Source organism: Nocardia pseudovaccinii, assembly GCF_050942345.1.
Taxonomy (GTDB): Bacteria; Actinomycetota; Actinomycetes; order Mycobacteriales; family Mycobacteriaceae; genus Nocardia; species Nocardia pseudovaccinii.
Genome location: NZ_CP192074.1, coordinates 9,284,895 through 9,306,808 on the forward strand (window position 1 = coordinate 9,284,895; position 21,914 = coordinate 9,306,808).

The 21,914-nt window shown below is 65.9% G+C and carries 22 protein-coding genes and 1 tRNA gene; 9 read left to right on the top strand and 14 right to left on the bottom strand.

Annotation, left to right across the window (positions count from 1 at the left end; translation table 11 throughout):
• The first annotated feature begins 214 nt into the window (after positions 1-214).
• Positions 215-1,627 (top strand): glutamate decarboxylase, encoded by a 1,413-nt coding sequence (locus ACQPZ2_RS41680; RefSeq protein WP_433523366.1) that lies wholly within the window; start codon positions 215-217, stop codon positions 1,625-1,627.
• Positions 1,628-1,742: 115 nt separating this feature from the next.
• Here the strand turns inward: ACQPZ2_RS41680 and ACQPZ2_RS41685 are convergent, their stop codons facing one another.
• Entirely contained in the window at positions 1,743-2,444 is a 702-nt protein-coding gene (locus ACQPZ2_RS41685) for a DUF2334 domain-containing protein (RefSeq protein ID WP_433523367.1), read from the bottom strand.
• Between the two features lie 241 nt (positions 2,445-2,685).
• Between ACQPZ2_RS41685 and ACQPZ2_RS41690 the strand changes: the two genes are divergently transcribed.
• On the top strand, positions 2,686-2,838 hold the full coding sequence (locus ACQPZ2_RS41690) for a hypothetical protein (protein WP_433523368.1): 153 nt from the start codon (positions 2,686-2,688) through the stop codon (positions 2,836-2,838).
• Between the two features lies 1 nt (position 2,839).
• Here the strand turns inward: ACQPZ2_RS41690 and ACQPZ2_RS41695 are convergent, their stop codons facing one another.
• The 3 genes from ACQPZ2_RS41695 to ACQPZ2_RS41705 all read right to left on the bottom strand — a co-directional run bounded on the left by ACQPZ2_RS41695 (position 2,840) and on the right by ACQPZ2_RS41705 (position 5,743).
• Complete coding sequence (locus ACQPZ2_RS41695) at positions 2,840-3,070, bottom strand: hypothetical protein (protein ID WP_433523369.1); 231 nt, start codon at positions 3,068-3,070, stop codon at positions 2,840-2,842.
• A 119-nt stretch (positions 3,071-3,189) separates the two neighbouring features.
• Positions 3,190-5,361 carry a S9 family peptidase gene (locus ACQPZ2_RS41700; protein ID WP_433523370.1) on the bottom strand — a complete coding sequence of 724 codons (2,172 nt, stop codon included), beginning with the start codon at positions 5,359-5,361 and terminating at the stop codon, positions 3,190-3,192.
• Positions 5,362-5,371: 10 nt separating this feature from the next.
• Complete coding sequence (locus ACQPZ2_RS41705; protein WP_433523371.1) at positions 5,372-5,743, bottom strand: MerR family transcriptional regulator; 372 nt, start codon at positions 5,741-5,743, stop codon at positions 5,372-5,374.
• Between the two features lie 187 nt (positions 5,744-5,930).
• On the opposite strand from ACQPZ2_RS41705, the gene ACQPZ2_RS41710 reads away from it, so the two are divergent.
• Positions 5,931-7,019 (top strand): alkene reductase, encoded by a 1,089-nt coding sequence (locus ACQPZ2_RS41710; RefSeq protein ID WP_433523372.1) that lies wholly within the window; start codon positions 5,931-5,933, stop codon positions 7,017-7,019.
• Between the two features lie 42 nt (positions 7,020-7,061).
• A complete protein-coding gene (locus ACQPZ2_RS41715) occupies positions 7,062-8,096 on the top strand; it encodes a DUF2330 domain-containing protein (protein ID WP_433523373.1) in 1,035 nt (344 codons plus the stop codon).
• Positions 8,097-8,098: 2 nt separating this feature from the next.
• Here ACQPZ2_RS41715 and ACQPZ2_RS41720 read toward each other — a convergent pair whose 3' ends face one another.
• The 5 genes from ACQPZ2_RS41720 to ACQPZ2_RS41740 form a co-directional block, all read right to left on the bottom strand.
• Positions 8,099-9,055 (bottom strand): alpha/beta hydrolase, encoded by a 957-nt coding sequence (locus ACQPZ2_RS41720; RefSeq protein ID WP_433523374.1) that lies wholly within the window; start codon positions 9,053-9,055, stop codon positions 8,099-8,101.
• 148 nt (positions 9,056-9,203) lie between these two features.
• Positions 9,204-9,626 (bottom strand): HIT family protein, encoded by a 423-nt coding sequence (locus tag ACQPZ2_RS41725; protein ID WP_433523375.1) that lies wholly within the window; start codon positions 9,624-9,626, stop codon positions 9,204-9,206.
• 21 nt (positions 9,627-9,647) lie between these two features.
• A complete protein-coding gene (purB, locus tag ACQPZ2_RS41730) occupies positions 9,648-11,069 on the bottom strand; it encodes an adenylosuccinate lyase (protein ID WP_433523376.1) in 1,422 nt (473 codons plus the stop codon).
• A 161-nt stretch (positions 11,070-11,230) separates the two neighbouring features.
• The gene (locus tag ACQPZ2_RS41735) at positions 11,231-11,869 is read right to left on the bottom strand and encodes a TetR/AcrR family transcriptional regulator (protein ID WP_040686341.1); all 639 of its coding nucleotides are present in this window, start codon (positions 11,867-11,869) and stop codon (positions 11,231-11,233) included.
• Positions 11,870-12,010: 141 nt separating this feature from the next.
• Positions 12,011-13,177 carry a pyridoxal phosphate-dependent aminotransferase gene (locus ACQPZ2_RS41740; protein ID WP_157124574.1) on the bottom strand — a complete coding sequence of 389 codons (1,167 nt, stop codon included), beginning with the start codon at positions 13,175-13,177 and terminating at the stop codon, positions 12,011-12,013.
• Between the two features lie 126 nt (positions 13,178-13,303).
• On the opposite strand from ACQPZ2_RS41740, the gene ACQPZ2_RS41745 reads away from it, so the two are divergent.
• Positions 13,304-14,278, top strand: a complete 975-nt coding sequence (locus ACQPZ2_RS41745; protein WP_433523377.1) for a M23 family metallopeptidase — start codon at positions 13,304-13,306, stop codon at positions 14,276-14,278.
• Positions 14,279-14,470: 192 nt separating this feature from the next.
• Here the strand turns inward: ACQPZ2_RS41745 and purD are convergent, their stop codons facing one another.
• The gene (gene purD, locus ACQPZ2_RS41750; RefSeq protein WP_433523378.1) at positions 14,471-15,742 is read right to left on the bottom strand and encodes a phosphoribosylamine--glycine ligase; all 1,272 of its coding nucleotides are present in this window, start codon (positions 15,740-15,742) and stop codon (positions 14,471-14,473) included.
• 193 nt (positions 15,743-15,935) lie between these two features.
• Between purD and ACQPZ2_RS41755 the strand changes: the two genes are divergently transcribed.
• A complete protein-coding gene (locus ACQPZ2_RS41755; protein WP_063046650.1) occupies positions 15,936-16,310 on the top strand; it encodes a PH domain-containing protein in 375 nt (124 codons plus the stop codon).
• Here ACQPZ2_RS41755 and ACQPZ2_RS41760 read toward each other — a convergent pair.
• On the bottom strand, positions 16,298-17,368 hold the full coding sequence (locus ACQPZ2_RS41760) for an alpha/beta fold hydrolase (RefSeq protein ID WP_433523379.1): 1,071 nt from the start codon (positions 17,366-17,368) through the stop codon (positions 16,298-16,300). The genes ACQPZ2_RS41755 and ACQPZ2_RS41760 overlap by 13 nt on opposite strands.
• A 113-nt stretch (positions 17,369-17,481) precedes the next feature.
• On the opposite strand from ACQPZ2_RS41760, the gene ACQPZ2_RS41765 reads away from it, so the two are divergent.
• Entirely contained in the window at positions 17,482-17,907 is a 426-nt protein-coding gene (locus ACQPZ2_RS41765; protein WP_433523380.1) for an HIT family protein, read from the top strand.
• Between the two features lie 318 nt (positions 17,908-18,225).
• Here the strand turns inward: ACQPZ2_RS41765 and ACQPZ2_RS41770 are convergent.
• From ACQPZ2_RS41770 to ACQPZ2_RS41780, 3 genes are all read right to left on the bottom strand, one after another.
• A tRNA-Thr gene (locus ACQPZ2_RS41770) sits at positions 18,226-18,300 on the bottom strand.
• 127 nt (positions 18,301-18,427) lie between these two features.
• Positions 18,428-18,670: an MbtH family protein gene (locus ACQPZ2_RS41775; RefSeq protein ID WP_011207082.1), complete on the bottom strand. Its 243-nt coding sequence runs from the start codon at positions 18,668-18,670 to the stop codon at positions 18,428-18,430.
• A 128-nt stretch (positions 18,671-18,798) separates the two neighbouring features.
• Entirely contained in the window at positions 18,799-19,632 is an 834-nt protein-coding gene (locus ACQPZ2_RS41780) for an alpha/beta fold hydrolase (protein WP_063046653.1), read from the bottom strand.
• A 188-nt stretch (positions 19,633-19,820) separates the two neighbouring features.
• On the opposite strand from ACQPZ2_RS41780, the gene ACQPZ2_RS41785 reads away from it, so the two are divergent.
• A complete protein-coding gene (locus ACQPZ2_RS41785; RefSeq protein WP_169338030.1) occupies positions 19,821-19,991 on the top strand; it encodes a hypothetical protein in 171 nt (56 codons plus the stop codon).
• A gap of 177 nt (positions 19,992-20,168) precedes the next feature.
• The gene (locus ACQPZ2_RS41790) at positions 20,169-21,653 is read left to right on the top strand and encodes an alpha,alpha-trehalose-phosphate synthase (UDP-forming) (protein ID WP_433527667.1); all 1,485 of its coding nucleotides are present in this window, start codon (positions 20,169-20,171) and stop codon (positions 21,651-21,653) included.
• The last annotated feature ends 261 nt before the right edge of the window (positions 21,654-21,914 follow it).

The following is a 21,914-nucleotide window of genomic DNA, read 5'->3' on the forward strand; positions in this document are numbered from 1 at the left end:
GATCCGATCCGGCACAGAAGCGGCCGACCGCGCGCCGCCCGCCCACTCTGGCATGAACCGCTCGGTGCATACGGAGAACTCAGCCGACCGATCGGTCTGTGTCGTCCGGTTCGGAACACCGAAAATCCGGTCGCCGCTGTGACATGCTGAAACGTCGACGCTGGTTGCCACTGTTTTCGCAAACATCACGCGATCCATATTCGGAGGCGGTTCGATGACAGAAGGACTGGAGCCCGACGACCTATTCGCCCTGCCGGGCCTGCGCCGGTCGGCGCCGAAGGCCGGATTTCCGATCAACGAGTTGTTCCCGCAGGTCGCCTACGAGATCGTGCACGACGAGCTGATGCTCGACGGCGTCTCCCGGATGAATCTGGCGACGTTCTGCACCACCTGGGTGGAGGATCAGGCGCGCAGGCTGATGAACGAATCCCTGGACAAGAACATCGTCGACAAGGACGAATACCCGCAGACCGCCGAATTGGAGCGCCGGTGCGTGCGGATGGTCGCCGATCTGTGGCATGCGCCGGATCCGGCAGGCACGCACGGCACCTCCACCACCGGCTCGAGCGAGGCCGCGATGCTCGGCGGTCTGGCCGCCAAATTCCGCTGGCGCAAGCGCGGCGGCACCGGAACCCCGAATTTCGTCTGCGGCCCGGTGCAGGTGTGCTGGGAAAAGTTCGCGCGCTATTTCGATGTGGAGATACGGCAGATTCCGCTGCGCGGGGACCGGCTGACCATGCATCCCGACGACGTATCCGCCTACTGCGATGCGCGCACCATCATGGTGGTGCCGACCTTCGGGCAGACCTACACCGGCCTGTTCGAGGATGTCGCCGAGATAAGCAAGGCGCTGGACCGGCTGCAGGAGGTCAGCGGCCTGGATATCCCCATCCATGTCGACGCCGCCAGCGGTGGCTTCCTCGCGCCGTTCACCGCGCCGGATCTGATCTGGGATTTCCGGCTGCCGCGGGTCAAATCGATCAATGCCTCCGGCCACAAGACCGGGCTCGCGCCGCTCGGCTCGGGTTGGGCGATCTGGCGTGAGGCCGCAGATCTACCCGAAGAGCTGATCTTCAATGTGGACTACCTCGGCGGCAGCATGGCCACCTTCAATCTCAACTTCTCCCGCCCCGGCGGGCAGGTGATCACCTCGTACTACGAATTCATCCGGCTCGGCCGCACCGGATACGCCCGACTGCAGTCCCAGCTCTACCACGTCGCCCAGCATCTGGCCGATGGCCTGCTGAAACTCGGGCCGTTCGAGATGATCCACGGCGGCGATCCACATCGGGGCATCGCGGCGGTGTCGTGGCGGCTGACCAAGGATGTCGGCTTCAATCTCTACGAACTGTCGGATCGGCTGCGGACCAGGGGGTGGCTGATCGCCGCGTATCCGCTGCCCGCCGACCGCGAGAACGAGACGATCATGCGCGCACTGGTCCGGCACGGGTTCAGCATCGATATGGCCGACCTGCTGCTCGCCGATTTCGCGCGCAGTATGGCGCAACTGGAAAAGCATCCACAAGCCAAACCGCTCACCCGAGAGGAAGCGGGCGGATTCACGCACAACGCGACCGCGGCGGTACCGAGCGAGCAGGCCAAACCCGTCCGACCGAGCCGCGAATAGCGCTGGCGCAGCGTCGATTACGCCGCGCGCCGCCGCCCGGTCACGCCATTACGGGCGGCGGCGCCTCGTGCGGGCGGTGCCGACCACACCCCTGCACGGCTTCCGGCGGACCCGATCAGGCCGCCTTGGCGGCGGCGAACGGCTCCCAGCGGTACACGTCGCTGGCCGCGCCGTGGAACAAAGCGAGATCGACGGCGTCGAGCATCGCCTGCCGCGGACCGGAACGGCCGAGCTGAGCGGCGGAAACGGCCAGCCGCAGCACACCGCCGCGACGCGCGGTCCTGGCCGCGCCGAGCACCAGCGCGCGACACCACCACGGCTCGGCGCGGAAACCCTCGCCCATGCCGTAGACCCGCGCCTTCTGGGCGATATTGCGCTCGAGGTCGAGAATCGAGGTCAGCCCGAGCGCGAGCCGGAAACCGGCCTCGGGCAGCGCCTCGATGGCGCCCGCCGAGGCATCCCAGCGCGGGGCCGCGAACAGCCGGGTGCGCAGTTCCACCTGCTCGAGCACCCGATCCGCCGCGGTCAGCCGCAAGCGCGCCTCGTGCCGGGGCAGCGTGGCGAATTCGGCTCGGCGGCGCTTGGTCGCCGCCTGGTCGTAGCCGTGCAACACGATCGCATCGCCGCGCGCCCGCCGACCGCGCAGCCACGACTGCGTCGCCGGATCTTCCAGCAGCCGGTAACCACCCTTCAACCGGGGCGCGACCAGCAGCGAAAGCCGCACATCGCGGCGATCCATTTCGGCCGCGAACTCGATAGCCGCGTCCCGCGTGGTGTCCCGGATCCCGGAAATCGACACGATCAGCTCAGCGTTCATGGCCTTACGGTGTCAGCCGCAGATGTACTCGGCGTGCAGGGCGGATGACCCGCCGACGAACACTGCGTTCCACCCGCGGCACATCTGCCCTAGGATCTCCGGCGTGAAGACAGCCCTGCTCAGCGCTCTGTCAGTTCCACTCCTGCTCCTCGCGCCGGCTACGGCCCTAGCCGATCCGGGCGATCCCCAGATCTTCAGTCAAGACGAAACATGCACGGCCACACAGGGATTCGTAAACCAGGTGCGCAACAAGACCCCGGACGCGAGTCCGGATCAGATCGCCGACGCGTATATCGCGATCATGGATGCGAACGGCGCGTACCAAGGGATCGAGCAATTCCGCGACAGCGATCGTGCGACGTTCCTGGACAACATGCGTACCTGCGGTCTCTGATTTACCACCGCTCCCAGTGCAGTACCTGCGCCCTCGGCACCCGGACAGCCGGTTCGAAGTCGGTGCCGAGGGTGTAGGCCAGCGGAATGAATGCCGCGAGCATCACCTTGTCGTACGGAATCCCGAGTGCCGCAGCGAGTTCGCGCGAACGCAATCCGCGCGACCGCCGCTCCTGTGCCGTGACCGTTACCGATGCGGGCCGCGAACGGCTGCACGAGGCGGAGGCGGCCATTCCGGCCTACCTCGATGACACCTTCACGGCGCTGACCGCCGCCAGCTCACGACACCGCTCGGCAAACTATCGGTACCCGCCCGGGTGAGCGGCCGGGGTGAACCGGCCGCGCACGGAGGCTACGCGTCGGCCAGGCCGAGGGTGTCGAGCACCCAGGCGTATTCGAAGGCGACTTCCTTCCACTTCTCGTAGCGGCCGCTGACACCGCCGTGGCCCGCGCTCATTTCGGTCTTGAGCAGCAGCGGTGTGTCGCCGGTCTTGGTGGCGCGCAGTTTGGCGACCCACTTGGCGGGTTCGACATAGAGCACGCGGGTGTCGTTGATGCTGGTGATGGCCAGAATGGCCGGATAGTCCTTGGCTTCGATGTTCTCGTAGGGCGCGTAGGACTTCATGTAGTCGTAGACGTCCTTGTCCGCCAATGGATTTCCCCACTCGTCCCATTCGATGACGGTGAGCGGCAGCGACGGGTCGAGGATCGAGGTGAGCGGGTCGACGAACGGTACGTTGGCCAGGACGCCCTTGAACAACTCGGGTGCCAGGTTCGCTACCGCACCCACCAGCAGGCCGCCCGCACTGCCGCCGTCGGCGATCACCCGGTCCGCGGAGGTTACGCCGGTATCGATGAGATGCCTTGCGCAGGAGACGAAATCGGTGAAGGTGTTCTTCTTGGTGAGCGTCTTGCCGTTCTCGTACCAGAGCCGCCCCATTTCACCGCCGCCGCGCACATGCGCCACCGCGAACACCATGCCGCGATCGAGCAGCGAAAGCCGCGATACCGAGAAGGACGGATCCATACTGGCCTCGTAGGAGCCGTATCCGTACAGCAGCAACGGTTTCGGCCCCGCGGGCAGACCCTTCTTCCGCACCAGCGAGATCGGAATCCGGGTGCCGTCCGCGGCGATCGCCCAATCCCGGTGCTGCTCATAGTCGTTCGCGTCGTAGCCGCCGAGCACCGGCTGCTCCTTGCGCAGCAGCAGCTCACCGGTGGCGGGCACATAGTCGAAGACCTGCATCGGCGTGATGAACGAGGTCAGCCCGATTCGCAGCGTCGGCTGCTCCCACTCCGGATTGGCGCCGGAACCGACCGCGAAGAGTTCCAGATCGAATTCGAGTTCGCGCCGCTCGCCGTAGCCGGATTCGGTCAGCGGCCAAATGGCGACGCGGGTCAGGGCTTCGCGCCGGTAGCTCAGCACCAGATGACTGGCGAACGGATCGATATCCTCGAGCCGCACATCGTCGCGATGGCCGATCAGCAGCGTCATATTCGACGGATCCGATACCGGGGCCTCGGCTAGTACGAAGTTCTCGGCCTTCACCCCGTCCACGACATCGTTGTGCAGGATCAGGAAACGGTCCTCGCCGCCGACCACCGCATGCTCCGCGGAGTATTCGACGCCATCGCGGCGCGGAATGATGACCCGGAAATCCCCTTCCGGATTATCGGATTCGAGCACCCAGCCCTCGGTGGTGATCTTGGAGCCGACCCAGATCATCAGGTACTTCTCCGAGCGCGTCGCGCCGATGCTCACCCAGTAGCGCTCATCGGGCTCGTGGAAGACCTTGACGTCGTCGTCCTTGCCCGTACCGAGCCGGTGCCGCCACACGGTGTCGGGCCGCCAGGATTCGTCGACCGTCTGATAGAAGACGTGCGTGCCGTCCAGCGACCAGGTCGCGCCCGGTGCTGTGCCCGCAATCTCGTCGGCGAGCACCTCGCCGGTGCGCAGATCCTTGAAGCGCAGCAGATAGCGCTCGTCACCGCTGGTATCGACCGAATACGCGAGCAGGTTGCCGTCATGGCTGACCGAGAACGCGCCCAGTGCGAAGAAGTCGTGCCCCTCGGCGACCTGGTTGCTGTCGAGCAGCACCTGCTCCCCGGGGATCTCGGTATCGACCTCGAGCTGCGGCGGAGTCCAGGCGTCGATGCCCTCGGCCGCTGCATCGATGGGACAGCGGCAGTGCACGCCGTACTGCTTGCCCTCGAAGCTGCGCGAGTAGTACCAGTACTCGCCCATCCGGGTCGGCACCGACAGATCGGTCTCCTGGGTACGCGACTTGATCTCGTCGAAGATCCTGTTCCGCAGTCCGCCGAGATGGGCGGTCTGCGCCTCGGTGTAGGCGTTCTCGGCCTCGAGGTAGGCGATGACCTCGGAGTTTTCCTTATCGCGGAGCCATTCGTACTCATCGATGAAGACGTCGCCGTGGTGCACCCGCTCGGTGCGCACCGTCTTGGCGACCGGGGCCGTCACATCACCCGGACCGGCGAGCGTTCCGATTCCACTGTCGAGAGCCATGGGCTCCACCCTACTGTTCGGGCTGCGCACCGCCCGCCGCTCGGAGGATCTCGTCGAGTACCGCGCCCGCCCGGTGCAGATCGGTCATGGCCTGGTCGATGCGACGGCGCTCCTCGGCCAGCTTGTCCACCAGGAACGGTGTCGCCCGCTCGTTCGGTGTGCCGTCTTCGTCGTGGATACACGGCAGCAACTGGCTGACCGTATCGCTGCCGATGCCCGCGGCGAACATTTCGCGTATGCGCAGCACCCGCGCGACCGCGGACTCCGGATATTCGCGCTGACCACCGGAGGTGCGCTCGGCTCCGAGCATGCCCTTGGCCTCGTAGTACCGCAGCGACCGGACGCTCACCCCGGTCCGCTCGGCCAGCTCACCGATACGCATATCTATTCCGCCTCCCCGGACCTTTTGCCGACAAGTGAGTGCAACGGAACCCCCGCTGCGGACCGGCGGCCGAGCATGAAAGGGCTGCTGGGCGTTCCCGACGAGTTACCCAAGGGCCCCCGAGATCAGCCGTTGCGATATCGAGCTTACTTGACCTCACATCGATGTCAGGTTTTATGGTGCCGTCATGCAGCTATTGAGCGAATACCGCAACCATGGTCTGGCCCTGCCCAATCGCATCGTCATGTCACCGATGACCCGGTTGCGCTCGCAGCCGGACGGTTCGCCGACCGCCGATGTCGTCGACTACTACGCGCAGCGGGCCGCGGCCGGACTGATCGTGACCGAGGGCATCTGGCCGCATTCGACCGGCCAGAGCGAGGCCTGGGTGCCCGGCCTGCAGACGGGTCGGCATGTCGATGCCTGGCGGAAAGTCACCGATGCGGTGCACGCGGCGGGCGGGCGGATCGTCGCACAACTGATGCACGGAGGTCGGAAGGGACATCCGCTGGCGCGGGTCGACGGCTCATGGCCCACCGGACCGTCGTCCGTGCTGGATGACGATCGGCCGCACCTGCTCGACGGCACCAAGGCCGATCCGATCACGCCGGGTGCGTACAGCCGTGCGGAAATCGCCGCGGTGGTCGAGCATTTCGCGGCAGCTGCGGCCAATGCGATCGCGGCAGGCTTCGACGGTGTCGAGATCCACGGCGCCAATAGCTATCTGCCGCACCAGTTCCTGGCCGATAACACCAATCTGCGCACCGATGAATTCGGCGGCTCCATCGAGAACCGCATGCGTGCGCCGCTGGCCATCGTCGACGCCGTCGTCGGGGCCGTCGGATCGCACCGGACCGCTATTCGCCTGTCGCCGGGCAACCCGCAGTTCAATATGCACGAGGCCGATCCGGCACCGCTGTACCGCACGCTGGTGGCCGAGTTGGATCGCCGCGACCTGGCCTATCTGCATCTGACCGACAACGACGACTATCCGGCCCTGGCCGATCTGCGGCCGCGCTGGCACGGCACGCTCATCGCGAATATCGGTGAGAACCGCAAGCCGACCAGCGCGATCGAGGCCGAGGCGGTGCTCCGGGAAGGACTCACCGACCTGGTCTCGTTCGGACGCGCGTTCATCGCCAATCCCGATCTGGTGCAGCGGATTACCCACGATCTGCCGCTGGCTTCGATCCGCGACGAGTTGCTGTACGGGCGCGATGCGGCGGGGTACAGCGACTATCCGAGCTGGGAGTTGCGCGAAACGCGGTGCGCCTGATGGTCCGGCCGCATGGCCGCGCAGCCCATTAGGCTCGCGGCCATGCGTGCTGTTCACCTGCTGGCCGTCATCGGAATGCTGTTCGCCACAGCCGGAATCGGCGCGCTCGCACCGGCTTCCGCATGCGCTTGCGGCGGGGTCGCCAATCCGCCGGGTCACCCGGCGTCGGTGCGCGAGGAGACGGCTTTGGTCAGCTGGGACGGTCAGCGGGAGACAGTGCTCATGCGGCTCGGCCTGAAATCCGGCACCGATCAGGCGGCGCTGATCGTGCCGACGCCGAAACCGGCGACCGTCGCGGGCGGTTCCGCCGCGACCTTTACCGAACTGGCGAACTTGACCGCACCCAAGGTCGTCACCCAGCGTCGATGGTTCGGCTCGGGTTCCAGCGACGCCGCGGGCGAGGGCGCCATGAGCGCTGCCGGTGGCGGCCCGACCGTCCTCGGCCGCGTGCAACTCGGCCCGCTGGAGGCGACCACCCTGTCCGGCGGCAACCTGGATGGCATTCGAAAGTGGCTGAGCGACAACGGCTACGAGATGCGCTCCGAGGTCGTCAGCACCCTCGAACCGTATCTGCGCGAGGGCTGGTCCTTCGTCGCCATGCGCCTCACCAGCGCCCAACCGCTCGACGGCGCAATAGATCCGGTGCGCCTGACCTTCGATTCGGATCGGTTCGTGTATCCGATGCGCATGTCCAGTGCCGCCGAACGGGCCCAGTACGTGCATCTTTACGCGCTGAGCGAGCATCGCGTGCGACGTTCCGATCCCGATGCCACCGCACAGAGTGTGCACGTCGATTTCGCAGGCCGGGTTGCGTCATCGGATCCAGAACTCGCGCCGGTGACGACGAATGGCCGCGACTACCTGACCGAACTGCGGATTTCGATCGATAGCCCGGCGGATATCCACTCCGACTTCGCCTTCGAGGCCGATGCCAGCGACGCGGAGGTCTACCAGACGATCCACCGAACCGAGAACGTCGAACTATTCGGCGCGCCCGCGGGCATCGTCATCCTCGGTACCGTCTTCCTGGCCGCGATAGTCGTGGTATTCGCCATCGTCCGGGTGCTGCGGGCCTGACCTCAGGCTCCGATCGCCGGACCGATGGTGGGCCAGGAGGCGTGCAGGGTGTCCTGCCAGTAGGACCAGGAGTGGGTTCCGGTCGGGCTGTAATCGACCTCGGCCGGGATGCCGAGGGAACGCAGCCGTTGTTCGAACGAGATGACGCAGGTGTTCACGCCGACCTCGACCGGGCCGCCGAGGACGATGTTCTCACCCAGTTGGGGTTTGACCTCGGCCTCGTGCGGACCGGGTACACCGGTGCCGGTGGAGAGGTAGATCGTCTTGCCGCGCAAGCGATCCGCGAGCGCCGCCGCATCGTGTTCGGCCCAGGCCGGGCTGCCGGGACCGCCCCACATATTCACCGGGTTGCCGCCGCGGTTGGCGATGGAGAACATCACCGCACCCATGGCGAGAGTCGTGTCGGGACAGGCGCTGTAGCCCGCGACCGCACGGTACAACTCGGGATGGCGGGCGGCGAGAATGAAGGCCGCGTTGCCGCCCATGGACAGACCGCCGATGGCATTGACGCCATTGCCGTATCGGGCGTCGACGATCGGCGGCAGCTCCTCGGTCAGGAAGGTTTCCCACTGGTAGCGGCCGAATTTGGGATCGTCGTGCTGCCAGTCGGTGTAGTAGCTTGCCTGGCCGCCGACCGGCAACACCACATTGACGTTCTTACCCCGGAAGAACGATTCGGCGTCGGTGGCATTGGTCCAGGTGCTCTGGTCGATGCCCGGATCGAGGCCGTCCAACAGGTAGAAGGACGGATGCGAGCCGCCGCCCGCCGGGTGCAGAACGTCGACTTGAATGATCCGTCCCATCGATGGCGATTCGATGAACAGCGCCGAGCGCGTCGTGCTCAGTTCATCGATCCGGTCGATCCGTGCGGCCGATGCCGTGGTCGGCTCGACAAGCATGGGTCCCATCAGTGCGGTCACAAAGGCGAGCACCGCAACAGCAATCTTCGTTCGCCGCACGAACCTACCTCCGTCACCGCATGACAATGGCCTTCAACGTAACTCACGTCGAGACGTTGGAGAAGAGAATTGTTATCCGGCGTTTCCGCGGCAAACTTTCCGATAGGTAATAACTTTCACGGCAGTCACAGCCCGGCCCGGCGACGGCTCAGCGCTCGAGCGCGCCGCGGATCGAACTCGCCAGATAGTCCAGGTCAGCGCGGTGCGGACGGGTCGGCCGCCCACGCAATCCGAACCCGTCACCCGGCGTCCGCGGAATGACGTGCAGGTGCACATGGAACACTTCCTGACCTGCGGTCACCCCGTCGGCCATGAAGAAGTTGACGCCATCACACCCCACCTCGCTGTCCCGCAGCGCCCCCGCCAATTTCTGCGCCACCTGGAACAACTTCCCCCCGACCGCCGGATCCAGTTCCGCCAGACTCCGCGCCGCCACCTTCGGCACCACGAGTAAATGCCCCGGCGTCATGGGCCGAATATCCATGAACGCCACCACATCATCGTCCTCATACACCCGGCTGGCCTCGGCCCGCCCAGCAACAATGTCGGCAAAGATCGTGTACGGATTCACGCCGATCACTATGGCCGATCGCTAAAGGATCGGCGAGGGGGTGTAGCGAGCGGCGTCGGGGTACTGGTCCACCAGCTTCTGGACGGCGGCGACCACATCGGAAACCTGAGCTTCCGCCGCGCCGATGAAGGCGGACTTGTCGGCCAGGGCGGCATCCAATTCGGCGCGGTCCAAGGGAAAGCGGGAGTCGGCGGCCAGGCGGTCCAGCAGGTCGGGTTCGCGACCCTGTTCACGCATGGCGAGGGCGACCGCCACGGCGTGTTCCTTGATTACCTCGTGCGCGGTTTCGCGGCCCACACCGGCGCGCACGGCGGCGATGAGCATGCGGGTGGTGGCGAGGAAGGGCAGGTAGCGGTCGAGTTCGCGAGAGATGACGGCCGGATAGGCGCCGAATTCGGTGAGCACGGTGAGGAAGGTTTCGATCATGCCGTCGATGGCGAAGAACGCGTCCGGCAGCGCGACGCGGCGCACCACCGAGCAGAAGACATCGCCCTCATTCCATTGCGCGCCAGCGAGTTCGGCGGCCATCGAGGCGTAACCGCGCAGCACCACCTGCAGCCCGTTCACGCGCTCGCAGGAGCGGGTGTTCATCTTGTGCGGCATCGCGGAGCTGCCGACCTGGCCGGGCTGGAAGCCCTCGGTGACCAGCTCGTGGCCCGCCATCAGCCGGATGGTGTGCGCGAACGACGACGGACCCGCACCTACCTGAACAAGCGCCGACAGCACATCGTGATCGAGCGAGCGCGGATACACCTGACCGACACTGGTCAGCACATTCGCGAAACCGAGATGCCGCGCGACCTGCTGCTCCAGCGTCGCAAGCTTGGCCGAATCGCCGCCGAGCAGATCGAGCATGTCCTGCGCGGTGCCCATCGGGCCCTTGATACCGCGCAGCGGGTAGCGGTCGATGAGCTCACGCAGGCGGGTCAGCGCGATCAGCAGTTCGTCGGCGGCGGAGGCGAACCGCTTGCCGAGCGTGGTGGCCTGGGCGGCGACGTTGTGCGAACGGCCCGCCATCACTCGCGCGTGGTACTCGGCGGCCCGCTCGGCCAGCCGTGCCGCCACCGCGACACCGTGCGCGTGCACATGCTCGAGCGAGAGCCTGATCTGCAGCTGCTCCACATTCTCGGTGAGATCGCGGCTGGTCATGCCCTTGTGCACCTGCTCGTGCCCGGCCAGCGCGTTGAATTCCTCGATGCGCGCCTTCACGTCGTGGCGGGTGACCCGCTCACGCTCGGCGATCGAGGCGAGATCCACCTGATCGATGACCCGCTCGTAGTCGTCGATGACGCCCGCGGGCAGATCGATGCCGAGTTCGGACTGTGCCCGCAACACCTCCAGCCACAGCCGCCGCTCGAGCACGATCTTGTTCTCGGGCGACCAGAGATGCACCAACTCGGGGCTCGCGTATCGGGTGGCAAGGACGTTCGGGACGAGGCTCATGACTGCGCCTCGCTAGCGCTCAGCTCCGTCATACGCCTGGGCGCTGAGTTCTTGGTTCGCTCGCTGCGCTCCCTCACGGACTGCGCCTCGCTAGCGCTCGGCTCCGTCATACGCCTGTGCGCTGTGCCTTTGGTTCGCTCGCTGCGCTCTCTCACGTCCAGTCAGTCTAGTGTCCGGAACCTGTCGACCTGCTGCGGCGTCGCGGGCGCGACGATATCGATGACCTCGAGCAACGCACCGCGCGCCATTCGCCTTGGCTCCGGGTCCATTTCGCTCAGCGCCGCCACCACGGCCCCGTCGACCACCGCGACCATCCTGCGCAACTGCTCCGCCCGAACCGCCCGATCGGAGCGGCGCAGTACATCGGCGAGCAGCTCGTCCAGCTGCGCCCTCAGTCGGAGCTGCACTTCCCGCAGTTCCGGATGCCGCGCCGAGGCCACCGAACGCTCATAGCGCGCGATGAGCTGCCCGCGTGCGCCCTCGTCGTTTCCGTCCGACCCCACCAGCAGGTCCAATACCAGGTCGACGGTCGCCTCAGCGCCGCGTCTGCGGTGGCTCACCTCGCCGACCCGGCGCCGCATCGCGTCCAGCTCCGCATTGCCGCTGAATTCGACCGCTCGCGCGATCAGATCATCGAGCGACTCGAAGTAGTACGTCGTCGACGCCAGCGGAAGGTCGGCGCGCGTTGCGACCGAGCGATGCCGCACCGCATCGAATCCACCTTCGAGTAACAACTCGGCGGCGGCCGCTACCAAAGCCTGGCGACGCCGTTCGCCTTTCGGGGTCGTCGCGGTTATCACCGTGCCATCGTGCCAGTCATCATCAGCTCATCCGTGCGAAATCAGAGGAAACCCAAAGAGTGAAAGCCCAGCCATCGTTGTTTTACCGCATCTGCTCGTTCATGGTGCCGAACTGTGCAAACTTGTTGTCGGACAGCATGATCAACCACGCAGATAGTGACCCAGCCGAACGAGTGCCGCCTCGATGTCCGCGGTAGCTCCGGCGAAGGAGAACCGTACCGTCCGGTGCCCCGCCGCGGTATCGAAATCGATTCCAGGGGCCAAGGCGACTCCGGTGTGGTCGAGCACTTCGGCACACCACTTCCTGGAATCGTCGGTGAGGTGGCCGATATCGGCGTAGGCGTAGAAGGCGCCGTCGGCCGGGGCCAGCTCGGTGATACCGAGTTTGGGCAGCCCCTCCAGCAGCAGTTGCCGATTCACCGCGTAGCGCCGGACGTGACCGTCGAGTTCCTCCTTGGCCTCGGCGCCGAACGCGTGCAGCGCCGCGAACTGCGAGACCGCGGGCGGACACACGGTCATATTGGATGCGAGCCGCTGCAATGCGGGCCGCAATCCGCTCGGCGCCAGCATCCAGCCGAGCCGCCACCCGGTCATCGAGAAGTACTTCGAGACCGAACCGATGACCACGGATTCGCGCGAGGTCTCCCAGGCCGATGATGTCCGGCCACCGCTGAGGCCCTGGTAGGTGATGCCGTGGTAGATCTCGTCGGAGATCAGCAGGGTGTCGTGCGCATCGCACCAGCGGGCCAGCGCGGCAAGCTCGTCCGGATCGATCATGGTGCCGGTCGGGTTGGCAGGACTGGCCACGATCAGACCGGCGGGCGGTTCCGGGAGCGCCTCCAGCATGGCGACCGTCGGCTGGAATCGGGTCTCCGCACCGCAATCGAGTTCGACGACGCGACAGCCCAGCGCGGTGAGGGAGTTGCGATAGGCCGGATATCCGGGCCTGGCCACCACGACCGTGTCCCCGGCGTCGAATGCGGCCAGGAAGATGAGGGTGAACGCGCCGGAGGAGCCGGTGGTCACCACGACATCATCGGGTTCGACGGCGTATCCGTAGGTATCGCGGTGATGTTCGGCGATCGCCTCGCGCAGCGGCAGAATGCCGAATGTCTCTGTGTAGCCGAGCAATTCGGAATCGATCGCCGTCTTCGTCGCGCGCAGCACCGGAGCGGGTGCGGGCGTCGAGGGCTGCCCGGCCGCCAGCACCAGCACATCGCCGTGCGTCCTGGCCCGTTCCGCGGCAGCTTTCCAGACATCCATCACGTAGAAAGGTGGAATGGTCGACCGGCGAGATTCTCTGGACACCCGACGTACGGTAGACGGTCCCGCACGTCGGGTGTGCGCCGATGCTCGGCTTTTGCCGGACGGAAATGCGACCCACCCGCGGTTCGTCATGTTCGCGGCATGCGGCGCGGGTTATGGTCGGCGTTAATGCTTGACAAGGCTCGCCGTGCGCGGCTGGACCGAGTACCCGGGGTGGGTGGCATCGGTGTCATACCCCCCGATTGGCGTGCCAAGTTGCGGGAACGGCGTGAATCCGAATTGCGCGGGCGGGCGCGCGAGGTGCTCGGCGAGTGCAAGGACGGCCTGGTCTGGCTGCGTCGGCAGCCACCGCCCGACCTGCACGCGCTGTGGGAGGACCGGCCCAAACCCGACTATCGCGCGCTATTGCGCAAGCACCGGATCCTGATCGCGGGCGTCTGCGTCACGGCCGTATTCGCGGCCGCCGATTCCTCGGTCACCTGGGGCGTCACCGATCGCACGCCCGGCCAGGACGAAGCGCAACGCGTCGCCTTCGCCTATCCACAGCAGATGCAGTCGACACCACCGTCGGTGAAGCGCTATCTGAATGCCATCGCCAACGGCGAGCGCATCCGTGAGCAGGAGGTGGTCGCGGCGGCGGCCCGCGCGACGCTGGAACGTGCCAAGGCCGAGGCAGCCGCGGCCGTGTCCGGTGAGTATCAGCCGTGGATGGCGGGCAGCGCGCCGGTCACGACGGGTTCGGCGCTGCCCGGCATCACCGGCATGGTTTTGCCGACCCGCGGCACCTTCACCTCCGGATTCGGTTCGCGCTGGGGCACTTTCCACAACGGCATCGATATCGCGGGGCCGATCGGCACCCCGATCTATGCCGTCGCCAGCGGCACCGTCATCGATGCGGGACCCGCGCAGGGATTCGGACTATGGGTGCGGATCCGGCACGATGACGGCAGCATCACCGTCTACGGCCATATGTACGACTTCTTCGTCTCGGTCGGCGAGCGTGTTCCGGCGGGTATGCAGATTGCTCGCATGGGAAACCGCGGTGACTCCACCGGGCCGCATCTGCACTTCGAGGTGATTGTCAACGGACAGCACGTCGACCCGCAGCAGTGGTTGGCGGTGCACGGGCTCACGTTCGGCTGATCCCGGAATAGCGTCAACTGGATCGAGACAGACAGCGTGACGCAACCACCACGGAGCGAGTCTTACGAGCGACCGTTCGCGGCCCGTCTCGCGTCCGAGTCGTCGAAGCGCATGCGACGCAGTCGCGAGTCTCGACGGCTCGGACGCGAGACACCAGGGGGCCGCGAACACGCCGCGCCGAAGGCGCGGCAATTAGACACTGATGCGGTCCTCGACGGCGGCGAGACCGATGTCGGTGCGAAAGTGGCTGCCCGGCAACTTGATCGAGGCAATCCGGTCATAGGCGTGCGCGCGAGCCTCGGCCAGATCCGCGCCGATGCCGACGACACTCAGCACACGACCGCCCGCGGAGACCAAGGCCCCGTCCTCGCGCAACGCGGTTCCCGCGTGCAGCACGGCGGACGAGTCGTCGGTATTGCCCTCGCCCGCTCCGGTGATCACATCACCGACGCGGGGACGACCCGGATAGTTCTCGGCGGCGATCACGACCGTGACGGCCGAACCGTCGCGCCAACGCGGCGCGGCGACCTCGGCGAGCGTGCCGGTCGCGGTGGCATTCAGCAATTCACCGAGCGGGCTCTCCAGCAGCGCGAGCACCGCCTGGGTCTCCGGATCGCCGAAGCGACAATTGAATTCGACGACGGCGGGTCCGTCCACACCGATCGCCAGACCCGCGTAGAGCAGTCCGGAGAAGCCGCAGCCACGCCGCACCAACTCCACCGCGACGGGCTTCACGACATCCTCGACGATCGCGGTGACCGTCTGCTCCGGCAGCCACGGCAGCGGCGTGTACGCACCCATACCGCCGGTATTCGGCCCGGTGTCGCCGTCGCCCACGCGCTTGTGATCCTGCGCGGGCAGCAGCGGCACCACGGTCTCGCCGTCGACCAGGCAGAACAGCGAAACCTCCGGTCCGTCCAGGAAGGATTCCAGCAGCACCGGATGGCCCTGCTCGAGCAGTTCGGCACCATGATCGCGGGCCGCATGCCGGTCAGCGGTCACCACCACACCCTTGCCCGCGGCCAGGCCGTCGTCCTTGACCACCCAGGTCGGGCCGAACCGGTCGAGCGCGGCGTCGAGTTCAGCGGGGTTGTCCACAATCTCGCTGTGCGCGGTGCGGACCCCGGCGGCCGTCATGACGTCCTTCGCGAACGCCTTCGAACCCTCGATGCGCGCGGCCGCGGCGGACGGACCGAAGCACGCGATACCCGCGGCCCGGACCGCATCGGCGACGCCGAGTACCAGCGGCACCTCGGGGCCGATCACCACCAGGTCCGCGTCCAGGTCGGTAGCTAGCGCGACAACCGCCTCCGCGGAGGACTGATCGACCGCTCTGACCTGCGCGTACTGGGCGATCCCCGCATTGCCCGGCGCCGCGAACAGCGCGGTCACCGCGGGGTCCCGGCGCAGGGACAGGACGAGGGCATGTTCACGGGCTCCGGAACCGATGACGAGTACGCGCACGGGCAACAGCTTAGGTTGTTGCCAATGGTGGCTGACCAGCAGTCCGACGACCCGCCACTAGTGGTTCATCACCTGTACATCGACCCGCGCCGAATTTCCGTTCACAGCTCCACCCCGCGGCGCCGACCGGTGTGGATGATTGATGGGAGGGGGCGCGACAGCCGACCTCCACCGCGCAAAGGACGTGCTGACTATGGGTCTGATCGACGGACTGATGGGCAATGCCGGGCGGATCGATCCCGGCAAGGCGCAAGAGGAATACGCGAGACTGATGGGCGGCGGTGAGCAGGTCTACGCCGCGTATCTTCTTGTCCGCGACGCGATTCTGTTCACCAACAAGCGTCTCATCCTGGTCGACAAGCAGGGGGTCACCGGCCGCAAGGTGAGCTATCACAGCATCCCCTACCGCGCCATCACCCACTTCTCGGTGGAGACCGCGGGCACCTTCGACCTGGATGCCGAACTCTGCATCTGGATCTCCGGCACCCACGAACCGGTACAGAAGCGGTTCAATCGCCAGGTCGACATCTACGAAGTGCAGAGCATCCTTTCGCACTACGTCGCCTGAGCACATGACCCGAGCCCGCTGGTGACCACCGGCCGGACCCGGGTCAGCAGCAGTTCGAGGAACTGCTCGGGCTGCCAGAACGCCGCGAAGTGGTTGGCGTCCGCGATCAGCGCGAACTCCTTGTGCGGCGCCTCGACATCGTCGAAGTAGCGGCGCGCCCTGGCCGCGGGCATCAGGCTGTCGTGTTCGCCCTGAAAGATGAAGAACGGCAACTCGAATCGCGTGCCGTCGCGCCAGGCGTCGAAGTGCACGGATTCGATGCCGACCCGTTCGGAGAACTTCATGCCGTCCGCGCCCACCTTCACATCGCGCAGCCGATGCTGCGGCGAGAACCACATCGACGGCACGATCAGCTTCTTCAGTATTCCGGTGAGCATGGGATCCGAGCTGGTCGCCAGTTTTGCGTGCAGGCCCCACTGCTCGGCGGTCCACCGCGTGGCATCCGGACCCATCTCCTCCAATTTCGCTGCGGCGGTGCGCTTTCCGGCCTCGCGTAACCGTTGTACAACCGCGAAGAAAGCGCCGTGGTCGGGTTCGCCGCCGGTGATGTTCTGGTCGGTGCCCACGTATGCCGAGTACAACTCGGGGTGGTTGCGGGCCAGGCGAAGACCGAGCACCGAGCCGAAGGAGGCGGCCAGCAATACCACCTTGTGGACCTGCAGCCGGTCGCGCACGTGGTGGGTGACCTCGAGTGCGTCGGCGTAGAGCCGGTCGAACGTCATCTCGCCCTGTGCGCAGCGACCGAAAGTCTTTCCCGCGCCGCGCATATCCCACCGAACGATCGTGAAGTGCTTTTCCCACGCCCGAGTTCGATTGGCGAAGTAGGTGTTCGAGGCGCCGGGGCCGCCGTGCAATTCCAGCAGCACCGGGTTGTCCCGATCCTCGCCGCGGATTTCGATCCACTGCTCGATGCCCCCGATGGTGACGAAGCCCGCCTCCGAGATGCCGTTCGGCGTATCGATCCGGAGCGCATGAGCATTGCTGCGGCGACGCAGCTGACGGTGGGTGAGCAAGCCCGCGGGGGCGGCGGCTGTCGCGGCAAGGGCGATGGTGAGCATGTCGTTCCTAAACTGTGTCTGACGGAAACTAATATGTGTACGATAGACACAGTTTGGTGGCGAGGTCAACACCCGAACCACCGATCGGGAACTCCCGGCGTAGCCTGCGGTGCATGGCTTCTGTTTTCAGCGCGATCATCGAAGGCCAGCTGCCGGGCCGTTTCGTCTGGGAGGACGACGAATTCGTCGCATTCCTCACCATCGCCCCGGTGACGCAAGGGCACACGCTGGTGGTCCCCCGCAAGGAGATCGATCAGTGGCAGGACGTCGACGCCGACACCTTCGCGCGGCTCAACAGCGTCGCGCAGAAAATCGGCCAAGCGGTCCGCCACGCCTGGGACGCCCCCCGCGCCGGCCTGCTCATCGCTGGCCTGGAAGTCCCCCACCTGCACGTCCACGTCTTCCCAGCCTTCACCATGGGCAACTTCGACATCTCCGGCGCCAACCCCCACCCCACCCCCGAATCCCTCGACGAAGCCCAAACCAAAATCAAGTCCGCCCTCCGCGACTTGGGCTACGGATCCAACGTCCCCGACTAACCCCAAGCACTCCCTGAACCTCGAGAATGTACTGATGGAGGGGTGTTCTCGGGGTTCACCTCAACCAGTGCATGGTGATCACGCGTCCACGTGCGCTCACGAGAGTCGGTACGGTGTGGTCTGAATTAGCCGCCCGTGCGGCCGAATACGAGGAACGGGCGCGCCGTTGACGGCGCGCCCGTTTCACGTGAACGAGCGCGCCGTAACCGGCGCGCTCGACTGGAGCCCCCTGTCAGGATTGAACTGACGACCTTTCGCTTACACAAACGGCAGGGCCTCTAACACGTGAACGAGCGCGCCGTAACCGGCGCGCTCGACTGGAGCCCCCTGTCAGGATTGAACTGACGACCTTTCGCTTACAAGGCGAGTGCTCTACCACTGAGCTAAGGAGGCGGATGGTGTCTTACTCAACAAAACGGTGCCCATCATAACCGGGCACGCCAGCTGCGTGACACCGGCTTTACGGTGTCACGCAGTGACGGTTCAGCAGTGGGCCCGGCGCAGTATCGGATACCGCGGGTCAGGACTGGGCGCCCTGGCGGGCCGCGTCATCGGCGGCCATTGCGTCACGCAGGCTCTTCGGACGCATATCGGTCCAGTTCTTCTCGACGTACTCCACGCACGCGGCGCGGCTGTCCTCGCCGAAAACGACTCGCCATCCGGCCGGAACCTCCGCAAAGGCCGGCCACAGCGAATGCTGTTCCTCATCGTTGACCAGAACGAAGAAGCGGCCGTCTTCGTCATCGAAGGGGTTGGTGCTCAATTTCACCTCACTGGATACTGGCGCATGTACGGGATCGCCCTTGGCTCGTCCAACGCTGTCGAGCGTCAGAAGCTCCCCGAGCGTTGTGTCGACCCTAGCAAGGCAGACGTTACGCGTAGGCAGTTACCTCAGGCCGCGAAGAAATCGAGCAGGATCTTGTTCACCGCTTCTGGACGCTCGAGATAGCCGTAGTGCCCCGCATCAGGAACTTCCAGGTAACGCGCACCCGGAATGGCCTCGGCAACCTCCCTGGACAGATACGGCGGAATCATCCGATCGTCGGCGAATCCGATGGCCAGGCACGGCACCTTGATGCCGCGGTAAGCCTGCACCCGGTCGAAATCGTGGTCCATCCGGCGCTGGGCGCGGATACCTGGCGTCACCGCACCGCCGGTGAATTCGAACAGATCGAGCCAGTCGCGGGCGGCGTTCGGATCGGCCATGGTCGCGGGCGACATATTCATCACCGCTGTGACGGCGGCCTCGTACTTCGCGGGCAAGCTGACCCCGCTGGCATCGAGTTCGTGTTCGCCGAGCGAGAGCGTCTTCTGGAACTGGTCGAGGCGGCCGTGTCCGGCCATGAATACGGCTTTGCGCACCAGTTCCGGACGCACCAGCGCGAGCTCCTGCGCCACCCGCGCGCCCATCGAGGTGCCGACCACCAGTGCGGGACCCTCATCGAGCAGTTCGATGAGTCCGGCGGTATCGCCGACGAGTTGATCGATGGTCATGCCGTCGGCCGCCTCATAGGACGGTTTGATGCCGCGATTGTCGAAAGTGCAGACCCGATATCCGGCCTTGACCAGCGCCGGGACCTGATGCAACTCCCAGACCCTGCCCGGGCTGCCGGTACCCATGATCATGACGACCAGCGGACCCGCGCCTTTCGCCTCCGTGCCCTTGGTTCGGTCGCCCTTGACCTGGTAGTTGAGTGAAATTCCGTTCACCGTGGCCAGCGGCATATCGACCCTTTCGTGGAGTTGGTGCTGCGTTCCCAAGGTATAGGGCTTCGGTTTTCGACGAGCAGGCGAAGGGTATGACGCCGAACGTGTCGGAGGTCACCCGGATCCGGGTGCGGCATACCGCTGTGGTGGCCAGATACCATTGACTATTCGCACGTACGAGCGTACTGAGCCGGGAGGACAAGAAGATGGCCGCGAAGAGCAGCGCGAACGACATCGCGGACGACGATCTGGAACCACTCGCCGACGAGACCGCCCGTCAGGCGCAGCGAGTTGTCGCGGCCTACGCGGAGGATGCGGACGAATGCCGGATGCTGCTGTCCATGCTGGGCATCGGGCCTAACTCTCGAGGCGAGTAACCACCTCGACGTCAACGGGGCCGTCGACTATTCACAACTTCAAACGCCGAAAAGCGACGCGCAAAGGATGCGTGAGTGGACCAGATGACCCAACAGCCGTCCGAGGACTCCGAACACGCCTTTCTAGAGCCCCCATCCGAACCCGACACCACGGTGGTCCCCTCCGCCCTCGCCGAGATGAGCGGGGCCGGTTCCGGCTTCGTCGTCGTCGCCAATCGGCTGCCGGTCGACCTGGAGAAACTGCCCGACGGTTCCACCCGTTGGAAGCGCAGCCCGGGCGGTTTGGTGACCGCACTGGAACCGGTGCTCCGCAATAACAAGGGGGCGTGGGTCGGCTGGGCCGGCGTTCCCGATGTCGATATCGATCCGATCATCGAGGACGGCCTGGAACTGCATCCGGTGCCGCTGTCCGCGGAGGAAGTCTCCGAGTACTACGAGGGCTTCTCCAACGGCACGCTGTGGCCGCTGTACCACGATGTGATCGTGCGCCCGGTTTACGACCGGGCCTGGTGGGCCGCCTATGTCACGGTGAACCGGCGCTTCGCCGAGGCCACCGCGAAGGTCGCCGCCGAGGGCGCGACCGTCTGGGTTCAGGACTACCAACTGCAGTTGGTGCCGAAGATGCTGCGGATGCTGCGCCCCGATCTCACCATCGGATTCTTCCTGCACATTCCGTTCCCGCCGGTCGAGCTGTTCATGCAGATGCCGTGGCGCACCGAAATCATCGAGGGTCTGCTCGGCGCCGACCTGATCGGCTTCCACCTGCCGGGCGGCGCGCAGAACTTCCTCTACCTGGCCCGCAGGTTGGCAGGCCAGCCCACCTCGCGCGGCACCGTCGGTGTGCGGTCCAAGCTCGGCGTGGTGCAGGTGGGCTTCCGCACGGTCCGGGTCGGCGCGTTCCCGATTTCGATCGCCTCGGCCGAACTCGATGAGCATTCGCGCCGCCGCTCGGTCCGCGAACGGGCCGCGAAAATCCGAGCCGAACTCGGCAATCCGAAAAATATCCTGCTCGGCGTCGACCGCTTGGACTACACCAAGGGCATCGATATCCGCCTGGCCGCGCTGGAGGAATTGCTGCTGGAAAACAGGCTGGATCCGGCCGATACCGTCATGGTGCAGCTAGCCACCCCGAGCCGTGAGCGGGTGGAGAGCTACATCCAGATGCGCGGCGATATCGAGCGCCAGGTCGGCCGGATCAACGGTGAATTCGCCAGGGTCGGCTATCCGGTCGTGCACTATCTGCACCGCCCGATCCCGCGTGACGAACTCGTCGCCTTCTTCGTGGCCGCCGACGTCATGCTGGTGACGCCGCTGCGTGACGGGATGAATCTGGTCGCAAAGGAGTACGTCGCCTGTCACAGCGGCCTCAACGGAGCGTTGGTATTGAGCGAATTCACCGGTGCCGCAGCGGAATTGCGTCAGGCATACCTGTGTAACCCGCACGACCTGAACAGTGTGAAGGATGCCGTCGTCTCCGCACTGGAGGACGACCGCGACACCCGTCGCCGCCGAATGCGCTCCCTGCGCCGTCAGGTTCTCGCCCACGATGTGGACCGCTGGGCGCGGTCATTCCTGGAGGCACTGGCTCAGGATCAGGTCGCAGGCAGCGCGCTGCTCACCGACGACGATGTGTACCCGGAGTCCCGAGCTCCCCGTCGCTGACGCAACCCGACGGAGCGAGTCTTACGAGCGACGTTCGCGGCCCGTCTCGCGTCCGAGCCGTCGAAGCGCATGCGACGCAGTCGCGAGTCTCGCCCGTGTGGTGGGTGTTCACCAGGTGCCGAACGACCCCCCCGACCACGGAGCGAGTCTTACGAGCGACGTTCGCGGCCCGTCTCGCGTCCGAGCCGTCGAAGCGCATGCGACGCAGTCGCGAGTCTCGACGGCTCGGACGCGAGACACCAGGGGGCCGCGAACACGCCG